This is a genomic window from Amycolatopsis sp. NPDC004772 (genome assembly GCF_053601215.1).
Genome location: NZ_JBSGBK010000071.1, coordinates 15,112 through 31,657, shown reverse-complemented (window position 1 = coordinate 31,657; position 16,546 = coordinate 15,112). Strand labels below are relative to the sequence as shown.

Here is a 16,546-nt window from a genome sequence, read left to right as displayed (position 1 = left end):
CAGCCGTGCCGCATTCGCCGACCCTAGCAGCCGGGAGCACGCAATCCGTGGCCGAAACGGCCCAGCTCTTGCGATTCTCCGTTCGCTGACGCAGGCTCGGGCCGACCACCCGAGTGATCGCCGTGGAGGCGCCCGTGCCGGCTGAGCCCACCCCCGAAGTCGACGTCTTCCTGTCCGGCCTGCTGTTCTTCGACCTGGTCTTCACCGGGCTCGAACGCCCGCCGGCGCCGGGCACCGAGGTGTGGACGGGCGGCATGGGCTCGGGGCCGGGCGGGATCGCGAACTTCGCCGTCGCGCTGAGCCGGCTCGGCCTGCGGACGTCGCTGGCGGCGGCGTTCGGCACCGACGTCTACGGGCGCTACTGCTGGGACGTGCTGGCCCGCCAGGAGCACATCGACCTGTCGCGGTCGCGGCGGTTCCCGGAGTGGCATTCGCCGGTGACGGTCTCGCTGGCCTACGCGGACGACCGCGCGATGGTCACCCACGGCCACCCGCCGCCCGTCCCGGTCGCGGAGCTCGCCGGTTCGCCGCCGCCGAGCCGGGCGACGGTGGCGCACATCGGCCTCGACACCGCCGAATGGGTGCACAGCGCGCACCAGTCGGGCAGCCTGGTGTTCGCCGACGTCGGCTGGGACCCGTCCGAGGCCTGGTCGCCGGCGCTGCTGGAGCAGCTGGGGTGCTGCCACGCGTTCGTGCCGAACGAGATCGAGGCGATGCGCTACACCCGCACGGACACGCCCGAGGCGGCGCTGGCCCGGCTGGCGGAGCTGGTCCCGATCGCGGTGATCACCCGCGGCGGCGAGGGGGTGCTGGCGGTGGACGGGACGACCGGCGAGACGGCGGCGGTCCCGGCGCTGCCGGTCGACGTGCTCGACGCGACGGGCGCGGGCGACGTGTTCGGCGCCGGGTTCGTGGCCGCGACGCTGACGGGCTGGCCGCTGGTGGAGCGGCTGCGGTTCGCGTGCCTGACGGCGAGCCTGTCGGTCCAGCACTTCGGTGGCGCGCTGGCCGCCCCGGGCTGGCACGAGATCGCGCAGTGGCACGCGCGGACCCGCAGCCCGGAGTACGCGTTCCTGGACGACGTGCTGCCGTCCGAAACCGTGGCCGGCACCCGCCGCGGCCCGGTGACCCTCGGCTTCGGCGACGACGCCTGGCGCTGACCCGGCCCAGGTGCCGGCCCTGACCAGCTGATGGACGCCGAGCCTGCCTTCCACGTGGACAGCGCGCTGCTGCCGGGGATGGCCGAGGTCGACTGGCTGACGGCGTCGGCCGCGAGGAGACGCGAGAGCACCTCCCGCGCTCTCGCGTCTCCTCGGCGGCTAACCGTCCAAACGGGACCAGAACGCGGTCAGGGCGCGCACCACCGGGTGCGGGTCCGTCACCGGCCACCAGTGCCCGGTACCGGGGAGCTCGGCGATCTCGGCACCGGCGGCCTCGCCGGCGAACCGGTGCTGCGCGGGAGTTCCGCTGGCCTGGTCGGCGTCCGCGAGGGCGATCAGGGCCAGCCCGGGCCGTTGCCGGGCCTTCGCGAGGTCGCGGCCCGCCTCGGCCATCGCGGGCTGGGCGGCCGACCGCAGGAGCGAGAGCACCGCCCGCCCCATGCCGTCGTCCATCCCGGCGGCCACGCGTTCCGCGGCCGGGCCGGTCATCCCGAGCGCGGTGACGACCGCCAGCCGCTGCTCGAAACTGCCGCCGAAGATCTCCTTCACCGAGGCCTCGCCCGCCCCTTCCTGCTGCCACACCTGCGCCCGCGCGTGCCAGACGTAGTCCGGCGCGAAGAGGCCGAGCGCGTCCGAGGCCCAGCTGCGGATCAGGTCCGGGCGGGTCATCGCGATCCGGGCGACGTGCGCGCCGCCCCAGTCGTGGCCGACGAGGTCGACCGGTTCCTTGAACTGCTCCAGCCGCGCGGCGAGCCACTCGCCGTAGCCCGCCACCGTGGCGGAGAAGCCGTCCGACGCGGGCACCCCGAAACCGGGCGGGGACAGCGTCACCGCGTCGTCCCGGCCGAGGGCGGCGATCAGCGGTCCCCACACGCCTGAGTTCTGCGGGTTGCCGTGCACGAGTACCAGGGGAACAGCCATCTCCACTCCTAACTTGCGTGCATGTATGCAAGTAAGTGTAGCAGCGGCCGACGCCGGGCGGTCATGGCCGGAAACTACGGCGCGACGGCGAACGCCGCGCGGACCGAGCGCGTCGCCTCGCGGATGAGGGCGGGGACGTTGCGCACCGGGGGCTGGGCGATGAGCTGCAGCCCGGTCCCCCGGACCAGGGCGACGACCAGCACAGCGGCCGCGGCCGGGTGCACGTCGGACCGGACGGACCCGTCGGCGACGCCCTGGCGGACCACGTCCGCCAGCAGCTGCCGGAAGTCGGCGTCCCGGCGGGCGAACAGCGGCGCCAGCAGGGGGTCGGCCGCGATCGCCTCGCCCCACAGCTGCAGGAAGGCGCGCGCCGACGGGGTGCGCCGCACGACGTTGCGCAGGTACGCCTCGACGATCCGCACCAGGTGCTCCAGGCCGTCCCCGTCGTAGGCGGGGACGTCGAACCGCTGCGCCGCGTCGAGTACGGCTTCCAGCAGCCGTTCCCGGCTGCCGAAGTGGTGGTAGACGATGCCGCGGCTGTAGCCGGCGGCTTCCCCGACCTCGGCGAGGGTGACGGCGCGCGAGCCGCTGCGCGCGATGAGCGCCATGGCCGCGTCCAGCACGCGCCGCTCGGTCTCGGCGCGTCGTTGCTCCTGCGTTCGCCTCGCCGGACGATCGGTCATGCGCGGTGCTCCCCTGCCGGGCGTAGTGGTCGACGAAGTGTGCCACGCTCCGCCGACCACCGGGCCGGCCGGACCTACCCCACCGACACCCGCAGGATCTTGTTGTGGCTGTTGTGCGGTGTGCTGTCCTTGTCGCCGTCCACGCTGGTGGCCAGCCACATCTGCCCGTCCGGCGCGGGCTCGGCCGTGCGGAGCCGGCCGTAGGTGCCGTTGAAGAACGTCTGGAAGTTCGTCAGCGAGCTGCCGCTGATCACCGCGCGGTAGAGCCGCGCTCCGCGCTGGCAAGCCACGTACAGCGCGTCACGGATGATCGTGATGCCGCTGCACGAACCCTGCGCCACCGGGTACGTCTTCTTCGGCGCGATGAACCCGTCGCACGAACCCGACGTCCCTTCGCAGGACGGCCAGCCGTAGTTGCCGCCCTTCACGATCAGGTTCGTCTCGTCCATGACGCTGTTGCCGAACTCCTGCTCCCACAACCGGCCTTGGGAGTCGAACGCCAGGCCCTGGACGTTGCGGTGGCCGTAGCTCCACACCGCGTTGTGGAACGGGTTGTCCGCCGGGATCGAGCCGTCCGGGTTGATCCGCAGCACCTTTCCGTTGAGGCTGCCGGTGTTCGGGGCGTTGCCGCTGTTCTGCGCGTCGCCCGTGCCCGCGAACAGGTAGCGGCCGTCCGGGCTGAACCGCAGCCGGCCGCCGTTGTGGAACTTGTTGCGCGCGATGCCGGTCAGCAGGACCTGCTCGGTGCTCGTGGTCAGCGAATCGGCGGCCGGGTCGTACTTGATCCGCACGATCCGGTTGTCGCTGCCCGAAGTGTGCATGATGTAGAGCCAGTGGTCCGAGCCGAACGACACCGGGTTGATCTCCAGCCCGGTCAGGCCGCCTTCGCCGTCGGTGCTCTGCACGTCCGGGACGGTGCCGATCGTCTTTTTCGCGCCGGTCTTCGGGTTCAGGTGGACGATGGCGTGCGCGTCACGCTGGTTGTAGAGGATCGTGCCGTCCGGCAGGGTCACCAGGCCCCACACGACGTCGTCGTCCGTGCCGACCTGCGTGGCGCCGCAGACCCCCTGCGACGGCGTGCAGTTCGACCCGCCGGTGGTGGTGACGTCCAGGACCGGCGTGCTCGGGTCGCCGAGGTTGCCGTTCCCGTCGACCGCCCGCACCTGGAGGTGGTAGGCGGTGTTCGGGGTCAGGCCGCCGAGCGTGGTGCTCGCGGTGTCGGACGTCCCGATCTGCGTGGTGCCGTGGTAGATCCGGTAGCCGGTGACGCCGACGTCGTCGGTCGACGCCGTCCACGCGAGCCCGATCGAGGTGCTGTTCACGGCGGTGGTGTGCACGTTCGTCGGCGCGGACGGCGGCGTGTGGTCGTCCGACGGCGGTGTCTTCACCTGGAGCGTTCCGCTGGCCTGGGAGACGTTCCCGGCGGCGTCGCGGGCGTTGACGTAGAAGCCGTAGCTGCCGTTCGGGCCGAGGTTGCCGCAGGTCGCGGTGAGCGCGCCGGTGGTGCCGGCGCAGAGCTGGCCGTCGCGGTAGACGTCGTAGCCGGTGACGCCGGTGTTGTCGGTCGCCGCGGTCCACTCGATCGTGGCACTCGTGGGGGTGACCCCGACGAGCGTCGGCGTGCCGGGCGGCGACGGCGACTGGACGTCGCCACCCGAACCGTAGACGCCGAATTCCTGCAGCGAATAGCCCTTCGACGAGTCGGTGCGGCAGCGTTTCGTGCCGTACACCCGGACGTACCGGCCGGTGCCGTCGAGGGCGGTGAGGTCCTCGACGCCGCCCTTGCCCGCGTCCGTCGCGTAGATCTTCGTCCAGGTGACGTGGTCGGTGGACGTGTCGATTTCGTAGGCGGTGGCGCAGGAAGCGTCCCACTGCAGCCGGACGCGGCTGACGTGCACCGCCGCGCCGAGGTCCACGTAAATCCACTGTGGATCGACGCCGGCCGCGCTCGCCCAGCGGGTCGAGCTGTCGCCGTCGACCGCGTTCGCCGCCGGGCAGCAGCCGCCCGACGAGGACGCGGTGACCGGCTTTCCCTGTGACAGCAACGGGTCCGCGGCGGCCGCCGGGGTGCTCGCCGCGGCGGCGAGCACGACCGCGATCGCCCCCGCCCGGATCAGTCGACTCATACCGTCCTCCATGGCTGATGACGACGGCGGAGGTCGGGAAAACCCTACGAGCACGGCGGTCCGGTGGTCAACCGGCGTCCCGGCCAACGGGCAGCACCCGGCCGAGGAAACCGCGGATGTACCCGGCGATCGAATCCAGGTGCGTCTCGAGGGCGAAATGGCCGGAATCGAGCAGGTGGATTTCGGCGTCGGGCAGGTCGCGGGCGTAGGCGCGGGCGCCGTCGGCGATGAAGATCTCGTCGTTGCCGCCCCAGACGGCGAGCAGCGGCACCCGGCTGGTCCGGAAGTACTCGTGGAACTTCGGGTACAGGCCGATGTTGTGGTGGTAGCCGGCGAGCAGCGCCTGCTGGATCGCGGCGGCGCCGGGCCGGTCGAGCAGCGCCTGGTCGTGGATCCAGACGTCCGGGCTGACCAGCGTGGGGTCGGGCACGCCGTCGAGGTACTGCGCCTTGGTGGCTTCGAGGGTGACCATGCCGCGCAGGTCGTCCTCGGTCAGCGTGCCGGCGGCGAGCTTCTGCGGGAGCCCGGCGCCGAGGCCGTCGACGTAGGCGTTGCCGTTCTGGGTGACGATCGCGGTCACCCGATCGGGGTTCGCGGTCGCGATGCGCAGGCCGACCGGCGCGCCGAAGTCCTGGATGTAGAGCGCGAAGCGGCCGAGGCCGAGCTGGTCGAGCAGGCCGAGCGTGAGTTCGGCGAGCGCGTCGAAGGTGTAGGTGAACTCGCTGGTGGACGGGGCATCGGAGGCACCGGCGCCGAGGTAGTCCGGCGCGACGACGTGGTAGCGGTCGGCCAGGGCGGGGATGAGGTGCCGGAACATGTGCGAGCTCGTCGGGAAGCCGTGGAGCAGCACGATCGTCGGCGCGTCGGCGGGGCCGGCCTCCCGGTAGAAGAGCCGGTGGCCGTCGACGGTGGCGTAGCGGTGGTGCACGGTTGCCTCCCTGCGTCTCATGGTTACTTGCTCATTTATCCATGAGACGGCGTAGGCTGTCAACGGTCGGGGACACTCGGGGGACGGACATCGGGAGGCGGACATGGTCACGGCGGCACCGGGCGAGGACCGCTCGCCGGCGTTGGCGCTGGTCAACACCCAGCGCGTGGCGGCGGACGACCTCGCCTCACCCGGCTCGGCGGTTTCGTGGCTGGGCTCGCGCGGGCTGGCGGCGGCGGTGCCGGACGCGGCGTCGCTGCGCCGGCTGACGGAGTTGCGTTCGGCGGTCCGCGAGCTGCTGGCGGCGCTGGCCTCGGGCGGTGCGCCCTCCCCGGCGGCGGTGTCGGCGGTGAACGCGGCGGCCCGCGCGGACGGGGCCGCGCTCGCGCTGACCTGGGGCGACGGGCCGGCCCGGTCGTGGGACAGCGCCCGGCCGGGCGGCCTCGACGCGGCGGTGGGGGCGCTGGCCCGCGACGCGATCGAGGTGGTGAGCGGCGAGCTGGGGCCGTTGCTGCGGCCGTGCGAGGCCCACGGGTGCATCAGGTACTACGTCCGCGAGCACGCCCGCCGCCGCTGGTGCTCGACGACCTGCGGCGACCGGGTGCGCGCTGCCCGGCACCAGCGATTGGTGGTCGAGCAGCGCGACGGATCCCGCTGAGGCCCGCCGGAAGGTCGGGCGCGAGTCAGTCGACCAGGGCGCCGCAGCTGACGTTGACCGTGGCGGCCGTCATCGAGGCCGCCCGGTCCGACGCGACGAACGCCGCCACCGCTCCCACGTCGGCCAGGGTGGCCGCGCGGCCGAGCATCGTCTTGCCCGCGATGTTCTCCTCCAGCTCCGCGCGGCCGGCGAAACCGTCCGGGATCGTCTCCGGGATGCCACCGGTGCGGAGCGTCACCGTGCGGATCCCGTGCGGCCCCAGTTCGGCCGCGAGCTGGCGGCGCATCGCCTCCAGCGCGTGGAACGCCACCTGCAGCCCGCCGACCGAGAACTCCCGCGCCGGGTCGCCCGCGCCGCCGAAGAACAGGATCGCCCCCGATCGCCGGCCGATCATGTGCCGGGCGGCCGCGCGGGCGGTCAGGAACTGGGTGCGGACCGCCGTCAGCACCGGGCGCTCGTAGTCCGCGAGGGCCATCTCCACCAGCGGGGTGCCCTGGACGTCGCCGTGGCCGATCAGGTTGAACGAGACGCCGATCCCGCCCTCGGCCGCCACCGCCGCGGCGTGCTCGTCGACCGCGCGCTCGTCGAGGGCGTCGACCTCCGCCGTCTCGGCCCGGCAGCCGGACGCGCGGATCCGGCCGGCGACCTCCTCCAGCCGGGAGCGGGTGCGGCCGGCGAGGAACACCCGCGCGCCCTCCTCCGCGAAGGCGGTGGCCACCGCCGTGCCGATCCGCCCCGCGGCGCCGTAGACGATCGCGTTCTTGCCGGCGAGCAACGTCATGAAGTCCTCCCGAGTGTCCGGTTTTACCGGTGCGTCGAACGGGCGCGCCCGGAATCGACACGTCAGGGCCGCGGAACCCCGACCGGGTTCGGCATCGTGACCAGCCCGCGGTCGATCACCGCCCGGCTCAGCGGCACCGCCAGCGCCAGCAGCCGGTCGACGTCGGGGCCCAGCGCCGCCACCGGGGCCGCCGCCAGCCGGTCCGTGTCGTCCTCGACGCCGCGGCGCAGGGCACGGCCCGCCTCGGTGAGGACGCCGTCCGCGTCGAGGATGCCGCGGGCCCGCAGCCGCTCGGCGGCTGCGTCCCACTGCGCGTCCGTCCAGCCGCGGTGGGGCTGGATGTCGGCGCGGGCGAGCACGCCGTCCCCGATGTGGGTGAGCGTCGTCTCCAGGCCGCTCAGCCCGGCGTGGACCGCCGCGAGGACGTGGCCGTCGCCGCGGTGCTCACGCAGGATCGTCGCGGCCAGCCACAGGCTCGACAGCGCGTCCGCCGGCTTCGGCACCGCCGCCCACGCCGCCGCGAGCGGGCGGCCGCCGAACTCGCACGCGTCCACCGCCCGCCACAGCAGCGCGCTCAGCTCCGAGACGTCGTCCGCGACCGTGCACAGCGCCGACGCCACCGCGGCCATCCGCGAGCCGACGACGGCCTCGGGCGAGGCGAACGACCAGGCGTCCGGCAAGGCCCGCGCCACCATCGACGGCGCGAAGCCGAACAGCATCGCCGTCGCAGCTTCGGGGCCGATCGGGCCGAGAGGAGCCAGCCGCCCCGCGAAGTAGCCCATCCAGTAGCCACGCAGGCCGGCCGCCTTCGCCGCTTCGGCCGTCTGAGGCGCGAAGTAGACGACGGCGTGCAGTGGTTCCACAGCCGCCCAGAGGCGACGAGCTGTCATGGGCCCTCCTCACGGGGTCAGCCGGTGCCGTCACATGCTCCCGGATTTCACCCCCAGGCGACCGGCAGTTCCCGGACCCCGTACACGAGCGTGTTGTGCTTGAACTCCAGCTCCTCCCGCGTCACCCCCAGCCGCAAATCCGGCACACGCCGGAACAAGCCCGTCAACGCTTCCTGCAGCTCCACCCGGGCCAGCTGCTGACCCACGCACTGGTGCGCTCCGAAGCCGAACGCCACGTGCGTCCGGGGCGACTCGCGGCCGAAGTCCAGCTTGTCCGCGCCCGTGAACACGGACTCGTCCCGGTTCGCCGAGTTCAACGCCGCCACCAGCCACTCGCCCGCCCGCACCGACCGGGCGCCGATCTGCACGTCCGCTGTCGCGTATCGCAGCACGCCCCACTGCACCACCGACAGGTACCGCAGCAGTTCCTCCACCGCGCGGTCCGGCGAGGCGAGCGCGCCGGCGAGCAGGCCCGGGTTCTCCAGCAGGACCAGTGTGCTCAGCGCGATCATGTTGGCCGTCGTCTCGTGGCCCGCCACCAGCAGGCTCAGGCCGAGCACCACCAGTTCTTCCATGGTCAACGCGTCGGAAGCACCGGATGACAGCCTGCTGAACAGATCGTCCTGCGGATTCCGCTGCTTCGAGACGAACAACTCGGCGAGAAACCCCGAAAGCGTGTCGTACGCCTCCTCGCCTTCCTCACGCGTCGCGTCCGTGCTCACCAACGTCGCACTCTGGCGCTGGAAGTGCGACCGATCCTCGTACGGCACCCCGAGCAGCTCGCAGATCACCAGCGACGGGATCGGCAACGCGAAGTCCTGCACCAGATCCGCGTGGCCGGGCCGCGCGAGCATCGCGTCGAGGTGGCTCTCCACCAGCGAACGCACGTACCCCCGCAACGCCTCCACGCGCCGCACCGTGAACTCCGCGATCACCTTCTTCCGGAGCCGGGCGTGCGCGGCCCCGTCGAGCTGGATGATCGAACCCGGGCTGACTTCGAAATCCAGGTCCGCGTTCGGGTTCACGTGCACCGAAGACGCGCCGCGCGAGCTCAGCGTGCGGTCGGCGAGCACCGCGCGGACGTCGGCGTACCGGGTCACCAGCCACGCGTCCATGCCCGCCGGGCAGCGCACCTTGGCCGTCGGTGCGGTTTCCCGGAGGGTGGCGAAGGTCCCGGGCGGGTCGAACGGGCAGCCGGCCGGCCGGGTCGTCGGGAGGGCCGGGGTTTCGGGAGCGGCCGTCACGGCGGATCCCCTCTCTCTTCCGGTGGTTCCAACACTTCCACCATGGAGAGAACGGCGGCCGCGCGCCGCCCATCCGACCCGGATGGCCTAGCGGGCGCCGTACGCGCCGCCGTTCACGGGCACGACCTGGCCGGTGACGTGCGCGGCGTCCGGCGCGGCCAGGAACGACACCGTGGCCGCGATCTCCTCCGGGCGGCCGGCCCGCCCGTTGAACGCCAGTGCGATCCGCGGCTCCAGCCACTCGTCGGTCAGCGTGCCGTGGAAGAACTCCGTGTCGAGGACGACGCCCGGCGCGACGACGTTCGCCGTGCCCGTGGCGCCCAGTTGCCGCGCGAGGTCGGTGTTCCACGCCTCGATCGCCGCCTTCGCCGCGCCGTACGAGCCTGAGCCCTGCTTCGCCGCGATGGAGCCGAGCGTCACAACCCGCACGTTGTCCGCGAAACGCGGCTTCAGCGCCGCGGTGACGAGCACGGCGGAGAGCACGTTGGCTTCGAAGTTCGCCTGCCACGCGTCGGCGAGGCCCTTCAGGTCGCCGGCCGCGGGTGCCTCCCGGACCCGGTCGGTGTTGCCGCCGGCGTTGTTGACCAGGACGTCCACCCGCCCGGGCAGGTCCGCCAGCGCGGCCTGCACCGCCGCCGGGTCGCTCGCGTCGAAGGACACCGCCCGCGCGCCGATCTTCTCCGCCGCCGCTTCGAGGACGTCCTTGCGCCGCCCGGTGACGGTCACCCGCTCGCCCGCCGCCGCGAACCGGGCGGCGATCGCCAGCCCGATGCCGGTGCCGCCCCCGGTGACCACGATTTCCCGCTGTTCGCTCATGCCGCCATCTTCGCCGAGAACTCCCGGCGGCCACCGGATTTTCCCGGCGAGCGGGACACGGGACCCAGTTCGTTAGGAAACTTTACGAACAGGTCTTGACGCACCGGCGAACCCCGGCGAACCTGGACGCACGCCGCAGTCATCGTCCGCCCAGTCCCCCGGAGGCAGCATGACCCGGCGCGCGCTCGTGCTCGTCGTGACCCTGTTCCTCGCCCTGGCCACCGCCCTCGCCGGCGGGAGCACGGCCAGCGCGGCGACCACGCAGCCCACCTTCCTCACCTTCTACGGCTGGTGGGACAACACCCCGCCCGGCGGGGACATCTCCTACCCGCAGATCCACGACACCGCGGGCGGCAAGGGCACCTACGCCGACCCGATCACCTTCGCCACCAGCAGCGACGAACTCAAGCCCGGCACCAAGGTCTGGGTGCCGCGGGTGAAGAAGTACTTCATCATGGAGGACGGCTGCGACGAGTGTTCCGACGACTGGAACAGCCACGGCCCGAACGGCGGCCCCGGCCTGCGCCACATCGACCTCTGGCTCGGCGGCAAGGGCGGCAGCGCCTTCGACGCGATCGACTGCGAAGACGCGCTCACGCACTACAACGCCGACAACACCCCGGTCATGGAGCCGGTCGTCGTCGACCCGCCCTCGAACGAGCCCTACGACGCCACGCCGATCTTCGACACCAGCACCGGTGCATGCTGGGGCGGCGCGCAGCCGAACACCACGGTCGGCCAGTACAAGAACAACTCCACCGGCACCTGCCTGGCCGCGCCGAGCAGCGGGAGCACGCTGAAGGTGGCCGCCTGCACCGGGACCGCCGAGCAGCGGTTCACCTTCCACGGCGCGTTCCTGGTGCTCGACGACAAGTGCGCGGGCATCTCCGGCAGCTCGATCGTGCTCCAGACCTGCACCGGCGGCCCGGCCCAGCAGTGGTCGATCAACCCCGACGGCACCATCTCCGACATCCAGACGAGCAATAAGTGCTTCCGCGCCTCGGGCACCACCCTGACCGCGGGCAGCTGCTCCGGCACCCAGGCCCGCTGGACGTTCACCGCGGCCGGCACCCCCTCGGGCCTCAGCGTGACGCCGTCGTCGGTGTCGGTCGCACCCGGTGCTTCGGCGACGGCCACCGTGACCTCCACCGACGCCGTCACGCTCTCGGCGAGCGGCGCTCCGGCGGGCGTCACCGTGGCCTTCTCCCCGACGTCGGTGCCCGCGGGCGGCTCCTCGACCGTCACGGTCGCCGCCGCGGCCACCGCGTCCCCCGGCTCGGCGACGATCACCCTCACCGGCGGCACGAAGACGGCGTCGCTGGGTGTCACGGTGACCGGCGGCTCGGAAAGCCTGCTCTCGCAGGGGAAGACCGCGACGGCGTCCTCCACCGAATCGTCGTCCTACCCGGCGAGCGCGGCCTTCGACGGCAACGTGACCGGCACGCGCTGGGCGTCCAAGGAAGGCAGCAACGCGGAATGGCTGCGCGTCGACCTCGGCGCCACGAAAGCCGTCTCGCACGTCAAGCTGACCTGGGAAGCCGCGTACGGGAAGGCGTACAGCATCCAGACCTCGCCCGACGGCACCACCTGGACGACGATCTACAGCACCACGACCGGCAACGGCGGCACGGACGACCTCACCGGCCTGACCGGCACCGGCCGGTACGTGCGGATGAACGGCGTCACGCGCGGGACGTCCTACGGCTACTCGCTGTACGAGATGCAGGTGTACGGCGCGGCCTAGTTGCCAAACCGGCAACGAGGTTTGCCTTCTCGGGGACGTCGCCCGCATGCTCGGGGGACGTCCTTGAGGAGGAACCATGTCCCACGACCACCCGATGACCGTCGACGCCATGCTGAAGCAGGACTTCTGGGAAGCGCTGTACCAGCGTGACGAGCACCGGATCTGGAGCGGGAACGTCAACGCCAACCTGCGCACCGAGGTCGAAAGCCTGAAACCCGGGCATGCCCTCGACCTGGGCAGCGGCGAGGGCGGCGACGCGATCTGGCTGGCCAAGCACGGCTGGACGGTCGACGGGGTCGACATCTCGACCACCGCGCTCGCCCGCGCGGCGGAGGCCGGCGCCGAGGCGGGCGTGACGGTGAACTGGCTGCACCGCAACATCCTCGAGTGGCGGCCGGAAGCGCAGTACGACCTGGTCTCCGCGCAGTACATGCACCTGCCGCCGGACCTGCGCCGCGACGTCTTCACGGCGGCCGCGGCGGCGATCCGGCCGGGCGGCTCGCTGCTGGTCGTCGGGCACTCGCCGAAAGCCATGCGGCAGTTCGACGGCCAGAAGCCGCCGGAGGAGCTGTACTTCGAGCCCGAGGAGATCACCGGCTACCTCGGCGACCCGTGGCAGTGGGTGGTCGAGACGTGCGAGACGCGCGGCGAGGGCCACCACACCGACGCCGTCTACCGCGCGCGGCGCCTGGACGCGTGACGTGCGAAGGCCCGCTCACCTCCCCCGACGGCGGTGAGCGGGCCTTCGTCGCGGATCAGGCGAGCTCGAGGCCGTAGGCCTGCAGCTCGAGGGTGAGCGGGTAGAAGTAGCTGGTCACGGTGTCGCCGCCGGACAGCGTGCCGAGCCCCTTGGAGCCGTCGTAGGCCGGGCCGCCGGAGTCGCCGTGGTCGGTGTGCGCGGTGGTGCCGAACTCGTGGTTGAGCACGCCGACGTCGAAGTTGACCGACTCGTCGACCGAGGTCACCTCACCGCTGCCGCCACCGGTGGTCGAGCCCTGCTTCTGCATCTGCTCGCCCACGGTCGGCGTCGCCGCGCTGGTGATCTGCTGGCCGGTGTTGATCTCGCCGGGGCCGGAGCCGTTCGGGCGGGTCAGCAGGCCGGAGTCGGCGCCGGGGCAGTCGCTTTCGACGACCTGCGCGCCGGAGACGTCGCCGCCGGACCAGGTGCCGCCGAGGTTGGTGCAGTGGCCCGCGGTGAGCAGGAACGGCGAGCCGCCGCGCGTCACGTTGAAGCCGAGCGAGCAGCGGCCCTGGCTGTTCTGGATCGCGTCGCCGTCGGCGATGTACAGCGACAGCTTGCCGGTGCGGTACTCGACCCGGACGCTGTCGCCGTACTTCGCGGCGGCCGCGGAGACCTTGTCGGCGGTCTCCTTGCTCGCCGCGTCGTACACCTTCACCACGACCTGGTTGGTCTTCGTGTCGATGCCCCACGCGGTCTGCGGCACGTTCTTCACCGCGTCCAGCTGATTCTTGACACCCGTGAGCGCCGCGAAGGTGTGCTTGACCTTCTTCGCGGTGAAGCCGGCGGCCTGCACCCGCTGCACCGCGGCGTCGTCGACGACGTTCACCACGGCCTTGCCGTTTTCGAGGTAGATGCCGCCGGACGCGGCACCGAGCGCGTCCGCCACCTGGGTGGCGCCGGCGATGGCGTTGGCCTGCAGTTCGGCGAAGGCCAAGGGGGACGCGGTGGCCGCCGAGGCGCAAACACCGCTGGTCAGCGCGGCGGCCGACCAGACGGCGAGGGTCTTGAGGGCGGTCTTCCGGGGAGTCATCAACTTCCTCCAGGTTGCCGTTCGAAGCCTGTGCCGACACCTTCGTTGCCAGGCAACCAACGCACTACCGACGAAGGTTGGTTAATAACCAATGGATCCGGACATACCTCTCAGACCGCCCCGAACGGCGTAACGCGTCTCCCCTTCCGGCCTACTCGCGCGGCCAGCGGACGTGGTCCTCGTACCCCGGGTTCTTCCGCAGGTACCCGGCGATGAACGGGCAGACCGGCACGATCGTCCGGCCGTGGGCGACGACGTCGTCGAGCGCGCCCGCGGCCAGGACCTTGCCGAGGCCCTGCCCGGCGAAGGCGTCGTCGATCTCGGTGTGGGTGAACACCGTGAGGTCGCCACGCCGGTCGTACTGCGCGATCCCCGCCAGCTTCTCGCCCTGCCACAGCTCGTAGCGGTTCTCGTCCGGGTTGTCGGCCACCCGGTTTTCGTCGGTCATCTGCTCTCCTCGCTCGCCGGACTCCCCCATCGTGCGACGGCCCGCCACCGCGTGCCGATCGGGCCGGGAAGCCCGCTGGGCCGGCCGGGGGAAGCGCCCGTCCCGTTCGTGTGCATCCCGGCTGTTCCCCTTGGCGGACACCGCGGCCGGCTGGTTGCCTCGCGGTGTGCCTGAACAGCCGTTCGTCCTCCCCGAGTTCTACCTGCCCCACCCGGCGCGGCTGAACCCGCACCTGGAGCGGGCGCGCGAGCACAGCAAGGCGTGGGCCCGCGAGCTGGACATGATCGACGTGCCGCAGCACGGCACGGTGATCTGGACCGAGCACGACCTCGACGCCCACGACTACGCGCTGCTCTGCGCGTACACCCACCCCGACGCCGGCGCCGCCGAGCTCGACCTGATCACCGACTGGTACGTCTGGGTCTTCTACTTCGACGACCACTTCCTCGAGCTGTACAAGCGCACCGGCGACATCGAGAGCGCCCGCGCCTACCTCGACCGGCTGGAGCTGTTCATGCCCGCCGAGGGCGAGATCACCGCGACCCCGGAGAACCCGGTCGAGCGCGGCCTCGCCGACCTGTGGCACCGGACGGTCCCGCAGCGGTCGGCCGGCTGGCGGCGCCGGTTCGCCGCCAGCACGAAGGCGCTGCTGGACGAGTCGCTGTGGGAGCTGGCCAACATCAACGAAGGCCGGCTCGCCAACCCGATCGAGTACGTCGAGATGCGGCGGAAGGTCGGCGGCGCGCCGTGGTCGGCGAACCTGGTCGAGCACTCGGTGCACGCGGAGGTCCCCACCGCGATCGCCGCGTCCCGGCCGATGGAAGTCCTGCGCGACTGCTTCGCCGACAGCGTCCACCTGCGCAACGACCTGTTCTCCTACCAGCGCGAGGTGCAGGACGAGGGCGAGCTGTCCAACGGCGTGCTCGTGTTCGAGAAGTTCCTCGGGCTGGGCACCCAGCAGGCGGCCGACGCGGTCAACGACCTGATCACCTCCCGGCTGCACCAGTTCGAGCACACCGCGCTCACCGAGGTGCCCGCGCTGCTCGACGACCACTGCGTCGACCCGGAGGCGCGCGCGGCGACGTTCGCGTACGTGAAAGGCCTGCAGGACTGGCAATCCGGTGGGCACGAATGGCATCTACGGTCCAGCCGGTACATGAACGAAGGCGCGCTGGCCGGCCGCGGCACGTCCGCGGCGCGCATTTTCGCTTCGGTGCTCGCCACCGCACCGCAACGGCTGCGGGCGTACGGCTCGACGCCGTTGCGCGCGACCGACGTCCCGCGGCCGTCGCTCGACCTGCCGTTGTCGCCGCGGCTCAGCCCGCACCTTCCCGCGGCCCGCGCCCGGAACGTCGACTGGGCCCGGCAGACCGGCCTGCTCGACGGCGTGGTGTGGGACGAGCGGAAGCTGCGGGCGGCCGACCTGCCGCTGTGCGCGGCGGGCATCCACCCGGACGCGACGGCCGACGCCCTCGACGTCACGAGCGACTGGCTGACCTGGCGCACCTACGCCGACGACCACTACCCGCTGGTGTTCGGCGCGACCCGCGACCTCGCCGGCGCGAAGGCGGCCAATCGCCGCCTGTCGGCGTTCATGCCGGCGGACGGCGCGCACCTGCCGGCGCCGACGACGCCGCTGGAAGCGGGCTTGGCCGACCTCTGGCCGCGCACCCCGGCGGAGAGCCGGCCCGCCGTGCGCCGGGCGGTCGAGGCGATGGCGGCCGGCTGGCTCTGGGAGCTGGCGAACCAGGCCCAGAACCGCATCCCGGACCCGATCGACTACGTCGAGATGCGGCGCCGGACGTTCGGTGCGGACCTCACGATGAGCCTCGCGCGCGGCCACGCGGTGCCGCCGGCCCTGCAGCGCCTGCGTCCGGTCCAGACGCTCGAGCACGCGGCGGCGGACGTGGCCGGCCTGCTGAACGACCTGTACTCCTTCCGCAAGGAAGTCCAGTACGAAGGCGAGCTGCACAACGCGGTGCTGGTGGTGCGGAACTTCCTGGACTGCACGGACGAGCGCGCGGCCGAGGTGGTCGCCGACCTGATCCACGCCCGCCTGACCGAGTTCGACCACGCGGCGGCGACCGAGCTGCCGGCCCTGTACCGCGACGACACGACCGAGCAGGCGCTGCTCGCGTTCGTCCAGCAACTGCGCGACTGGATGGCCGGGATCGTGCACTGGCACGAGAACACGGCCCGCTACACCGAACCCGAGCTCGGCTACCACCCGACACCGGCCCCGGTGCCCACCACGGTCTTCGGCGGCCCGACCGGCATCGGCACGTCCTCGCTCCGCATCTCCGCTCTGCTCCCGACCCCCTGAGTACACAAACCGACCTGCCGGGGTCGCTGAACGGCGTTGCCCTGGCCACTCC

15 protein-coding genes are annotated in these 16,546 nt (G+C 72.3%); 5 read left to right on the top strand and 10 right to left on the bottom strand.

Going from position 1 to position 16,546, the window contains the following annotated elements; translation table 11 throughout:
* Window positions 1-134 precede the first annotated feature (134 nt).
* Window positions 135-1,160, top strand: coding sequence for a carbohydrate kinase family protein (locus ACWEF6_RS32155; RefSeq protein WP_449686360.1), 1,026 nt, complete (start codon window positions 135-137; stop codon window positions 1,158-1,160).
* Between the two features lie 159 nt (window positions 1,161-1,319).
* Here the strand turns inward: ACWEF6_RS32155 and ACWEF6_RS32150 are convergent, their stop codons facing one another.
* The 4 genes from ACWEF6_RS32150 to ACWEF6_RS32135 form a co-directional block, all read right to left on the bottom strand.
* Complete coding sequence (locus tag ACWEF6_RS32150; protein WP_449686359.1) at window positions 1,320-2,081, bottom strand: alpha/beta fold hydrolase; 762 nt, start codon at window positions 2,079-2,081, stop codon at window positions 1,320-1,322.
* A gap of 74 nt (window positions 2,082-2,155) precedes the next feature.
* Window positions 2,156-2,764 (bottom strand): TetR/AcrR family transcriptional regulator, encoded by a 609-nt coding sequence (locus ACWEF6_RS32145; RefSeq protein ID WP_449686358.1) that lies wholly within the window; start codon window positions 2,762-2,764, stop codon window positions 2,156-2,158.
* A gap of 74 nt (window positions 2,765-2,838) precedes the next feature.
* Window positions 2,839-4,890 (bottom strand): PQQ-dependent sugar dehydrogenase, encoded by a 2,052-nt coding sequence (locus ACWEF6_RS32140; RefSeq protein ID WP_449686357.1) that lies wholly within the window; start codon window positions 4,888-4,890, stop codon window positions 2,839-2,841.
* 67 nt (window positions 4,891-4,957) lie between these two features.
* Window positions 4,958-5,839, bottom strand: a complete 882-nt coding sequence (locus ACWEF6_RS32135) for an alpha/beta fold hydrolase (protein WP_449686356.1) — start codon at window positions 5,837-5,839, stop codon at window positions 4,958-4,960.
* 82 nt (window positions 5,840-5,921) lie between these two features.
* On the opposite strand from ACWEF6_RS32135, the gene ACWEF6_RS32130 reads away from it, so the two are divergent.
* Complete coding sequence (locus ACWEF6_RS32130) at window positions 5,922-6,476, top strand: CGNR zinc finger domain-containing protein (RefSeq protein ID WP_449686355.1); 555 nt, start codon at window positions 5,922-5,924, stop codon at window positions 6,474-6,476.
* A gap of 25 nt (window positions 6,477-6,501) precedes the next feature.
* On the opposite strand, the gene ACWEF6_RS32125 is transcribed toward ACWEF6_RS32130, so the two are convergent.
* The 4 genes from ACWEF6_RS32125 to ACWEF6_RS32110 form a co-directional block, all read right to left on the bottom strand.
* Window positions 6,502-7,257, bottom strand: a complete 756-nt coding sequence (locus ACWEF6_RS32125) for an SDR family NAD(P)-dependent oxidoreductase (RefSeq protein ID WP_449686354.1) — start codon at window positions 7,255-7,257, stop codon at window positions 6,502-6,504.
* 62 nt (window positions 7,258-7,319) lie between these two features.
* Window positions 7,320-8,147 (bottom strand): SCO6745 family protein, encoded by an 828-nt coding sequence (locus ACWEF6_RS32120; RefSeq protein ID WP_449686353.1) that lies wholly within the window; start codon window positions 8,145-8,147, stop codon window positions 7,320-7,322.
* Between the two features lie 47 nt (window positions 8,148-8,194).
* Complete coding sequence (locus ACWEF6_RS32115) at window positions 8,195-9,391, bottom strand: cytochrome P450 (protein ID WP_449686352.1); 1,197 nt, start codon at window positions 9,389-9,391, stop codon at window positions 8,195-8,197.
* Between the two features lie 87 nt (window positions 9,392-9,478).
* Entirely contained in the window at window positions 9,479-10,207 is a 729-nt protein-coding gene (locus ACWEF6_RS32110; RefSeq protein ID WP_449686351.1) for an SDR family oxidoreductase, read from the bottom strand.
* Window positions 10,208-10,376: 169 nt separating this feature from the next.
* Between ACWEF6_RS32110 and ACWEF6_RS32105 the strand changes: the two genes are divergently transcribed.
* Together ACWEF6_RS32105 and ACWEF6_RS32100 are read left to right on the top strand one after the other, a co-directional pair.
* Window positions 10,377-11,951, top strand: a complete 1,575-nt coding sequence (locus tag ACWEF6_RS32105; protein WP_449686350.1) for a discoidin domain-containing protein — start codon at window positions 10,377-10,379, stop codon at window positions 11,949-11,951.
* Between the two features lie 76 nt (window positions 11,952-12,027).
* The gene (locus ACWEF6_RS32100) at window positions 12,028-12,651 is read left to right on the top strand and encodes an SAM-dependent methyltransferase (RefSeq protein WP_449686349.1); all 624 of its coding nucleotides are present in this window, start codon (window positions 12,028-12,030) and stop codon (window positions 12,649-12,651) included.
* Between the two features lie 55 nt (window positions 12,652-12,706).
* On the opposite strand, the gene ACWEF6_RS32095 is transcribed toward ACWEF6_RS32100, so the two are convergent.
* Both ACWEF6_RS32095 and ACWEF6_RS32090 read right to left on the bottom strand, forming a co-directional pair.
* Window positions 12,707-13,723, bottom strand: a complete 1,017-nt coding sequence (locus tag ACWEF6_RS32095) for a S1 family peptidase (protein ID WP_449686348.1) — start codon at window positions 13,721-13,723, stop codon at window positions 12,707-12,709.
* A gap of 151 nt (window positions 13,724-13,874) precedes the next feature.
* The gene (locus tag ACWEF6_RS32090; protein ID WP_310975853.1) at window positions 13,875-14,171 is read right to left on the bottom strand and encodes a GNAT family N-acetyltransferase; all 297 of its coding nucleotides are present in this window, start codon (window positions 14,169-14,171) and stop codon (window positions 13,875-13,877) included.
* Window positions 14,172-14,337: 166 nt separating this feature from the next.
* On the opposite strand from ACWEF6_RS32090, the gene ACWEF6_RS32085 reads away from it, so the two are divergent.
* Window positions 14,338-16,494, top strand: coding sequence for a terpene synthase family protein (locus ACWEF6_RS32085; protein WP_449686347.1), 2,157 nt, complete (start codon window positions 14,338-14,340; stop codon window positions 16,492-16,494).
* Window positions 16,495-16,546: the final 52 nt, after the last annotated feature.

Coding starts and splice junctions, on each gene's coding strand:
- ACWEF6_RS32145 (WP_449686358.1), bottom strand. CDS start 2,764: ATGACCGATCGTCCGGCGAGGCGAACGCAGGAGCAACGACGCGCCGAG.
- ACWEF6_RS32120 (WP_449686353.1), bottom strand. CDS start 8,147: ATGACAGCTCGTCGCCTCTGGGCGGCTGTGGAACCACTGCACGCCGTC.
- ACWEF6_RS32100 (WP_449686349.1), top strand. CDS start 12,028: ATGTCCCACGACCACCCGATGACCGTCGACGCCATGCTGAAGCAGGAC.
- ACWEF6_RS32135 (WP_449686356.1), bottom strand. CDS start 5,839: ATGAGACGCAGGGAGGCAACCGTGCACCACCGCTACGCCACCGTCGAC.
- ACWEF6_RS32140 (WP_449686357.1), bottom strand. CDS start 4,890: ATGAGTCGACTGATCCGGGCGGGGGCGATCGCGGTCGTGCTCGCCGCC.
- ACWEF6_RS32090 (WP_310975853.1), bottom strand. CDS start 14,171: ATGACCGACGAAAACCGGGTGGCCGACAACCCGGACGAGAACCGCTAC.
- ACWEF6_RS32095 (WP_449686348.1), bottom strand. CDS start 13,723: ATGACTCCCCGGAAGACCGCCCTCAAGACCCTCGCCGTCTGGTCGGCC.
- ACWEF6_RS32150 (WP_449686359.1), bottom strand. CDS start 2,081: ATGGCTGTTCCCCTGGTACTCGTGCACGGCAACCCGCAGAACTCAGGC.
- ACWEF6_RS32110 (WP_449686351.1), bottom strand. CDS start 10,207: ATGAGCGAACAGCGGGAAATCGTGGTCACCGGGGGCGGCACCGGCATC.
- ACWEF6_RS32125 (WP_449686354.1), bottom strand. CDS start 7,257: ATGACGTTGCTCGCCGGCAAGAACGCGATCGTCTACGGCGCCGCGGGG.
- ACWEF6_RS32130 (WP_449686355.1), top strand. CDS start 5,922: ATGGTCACGGCGGCACCGGGCGAGGACCGCTCGCCGGCGTTGGCGCTG.
- ACWEF6_RS32105 (WP_449686350.1), top strand. CDS start 10,377: ATGACCCGGCGCGCGCTCGTGCTCGTCGTGACCCTGTTCCTCGCCCTG.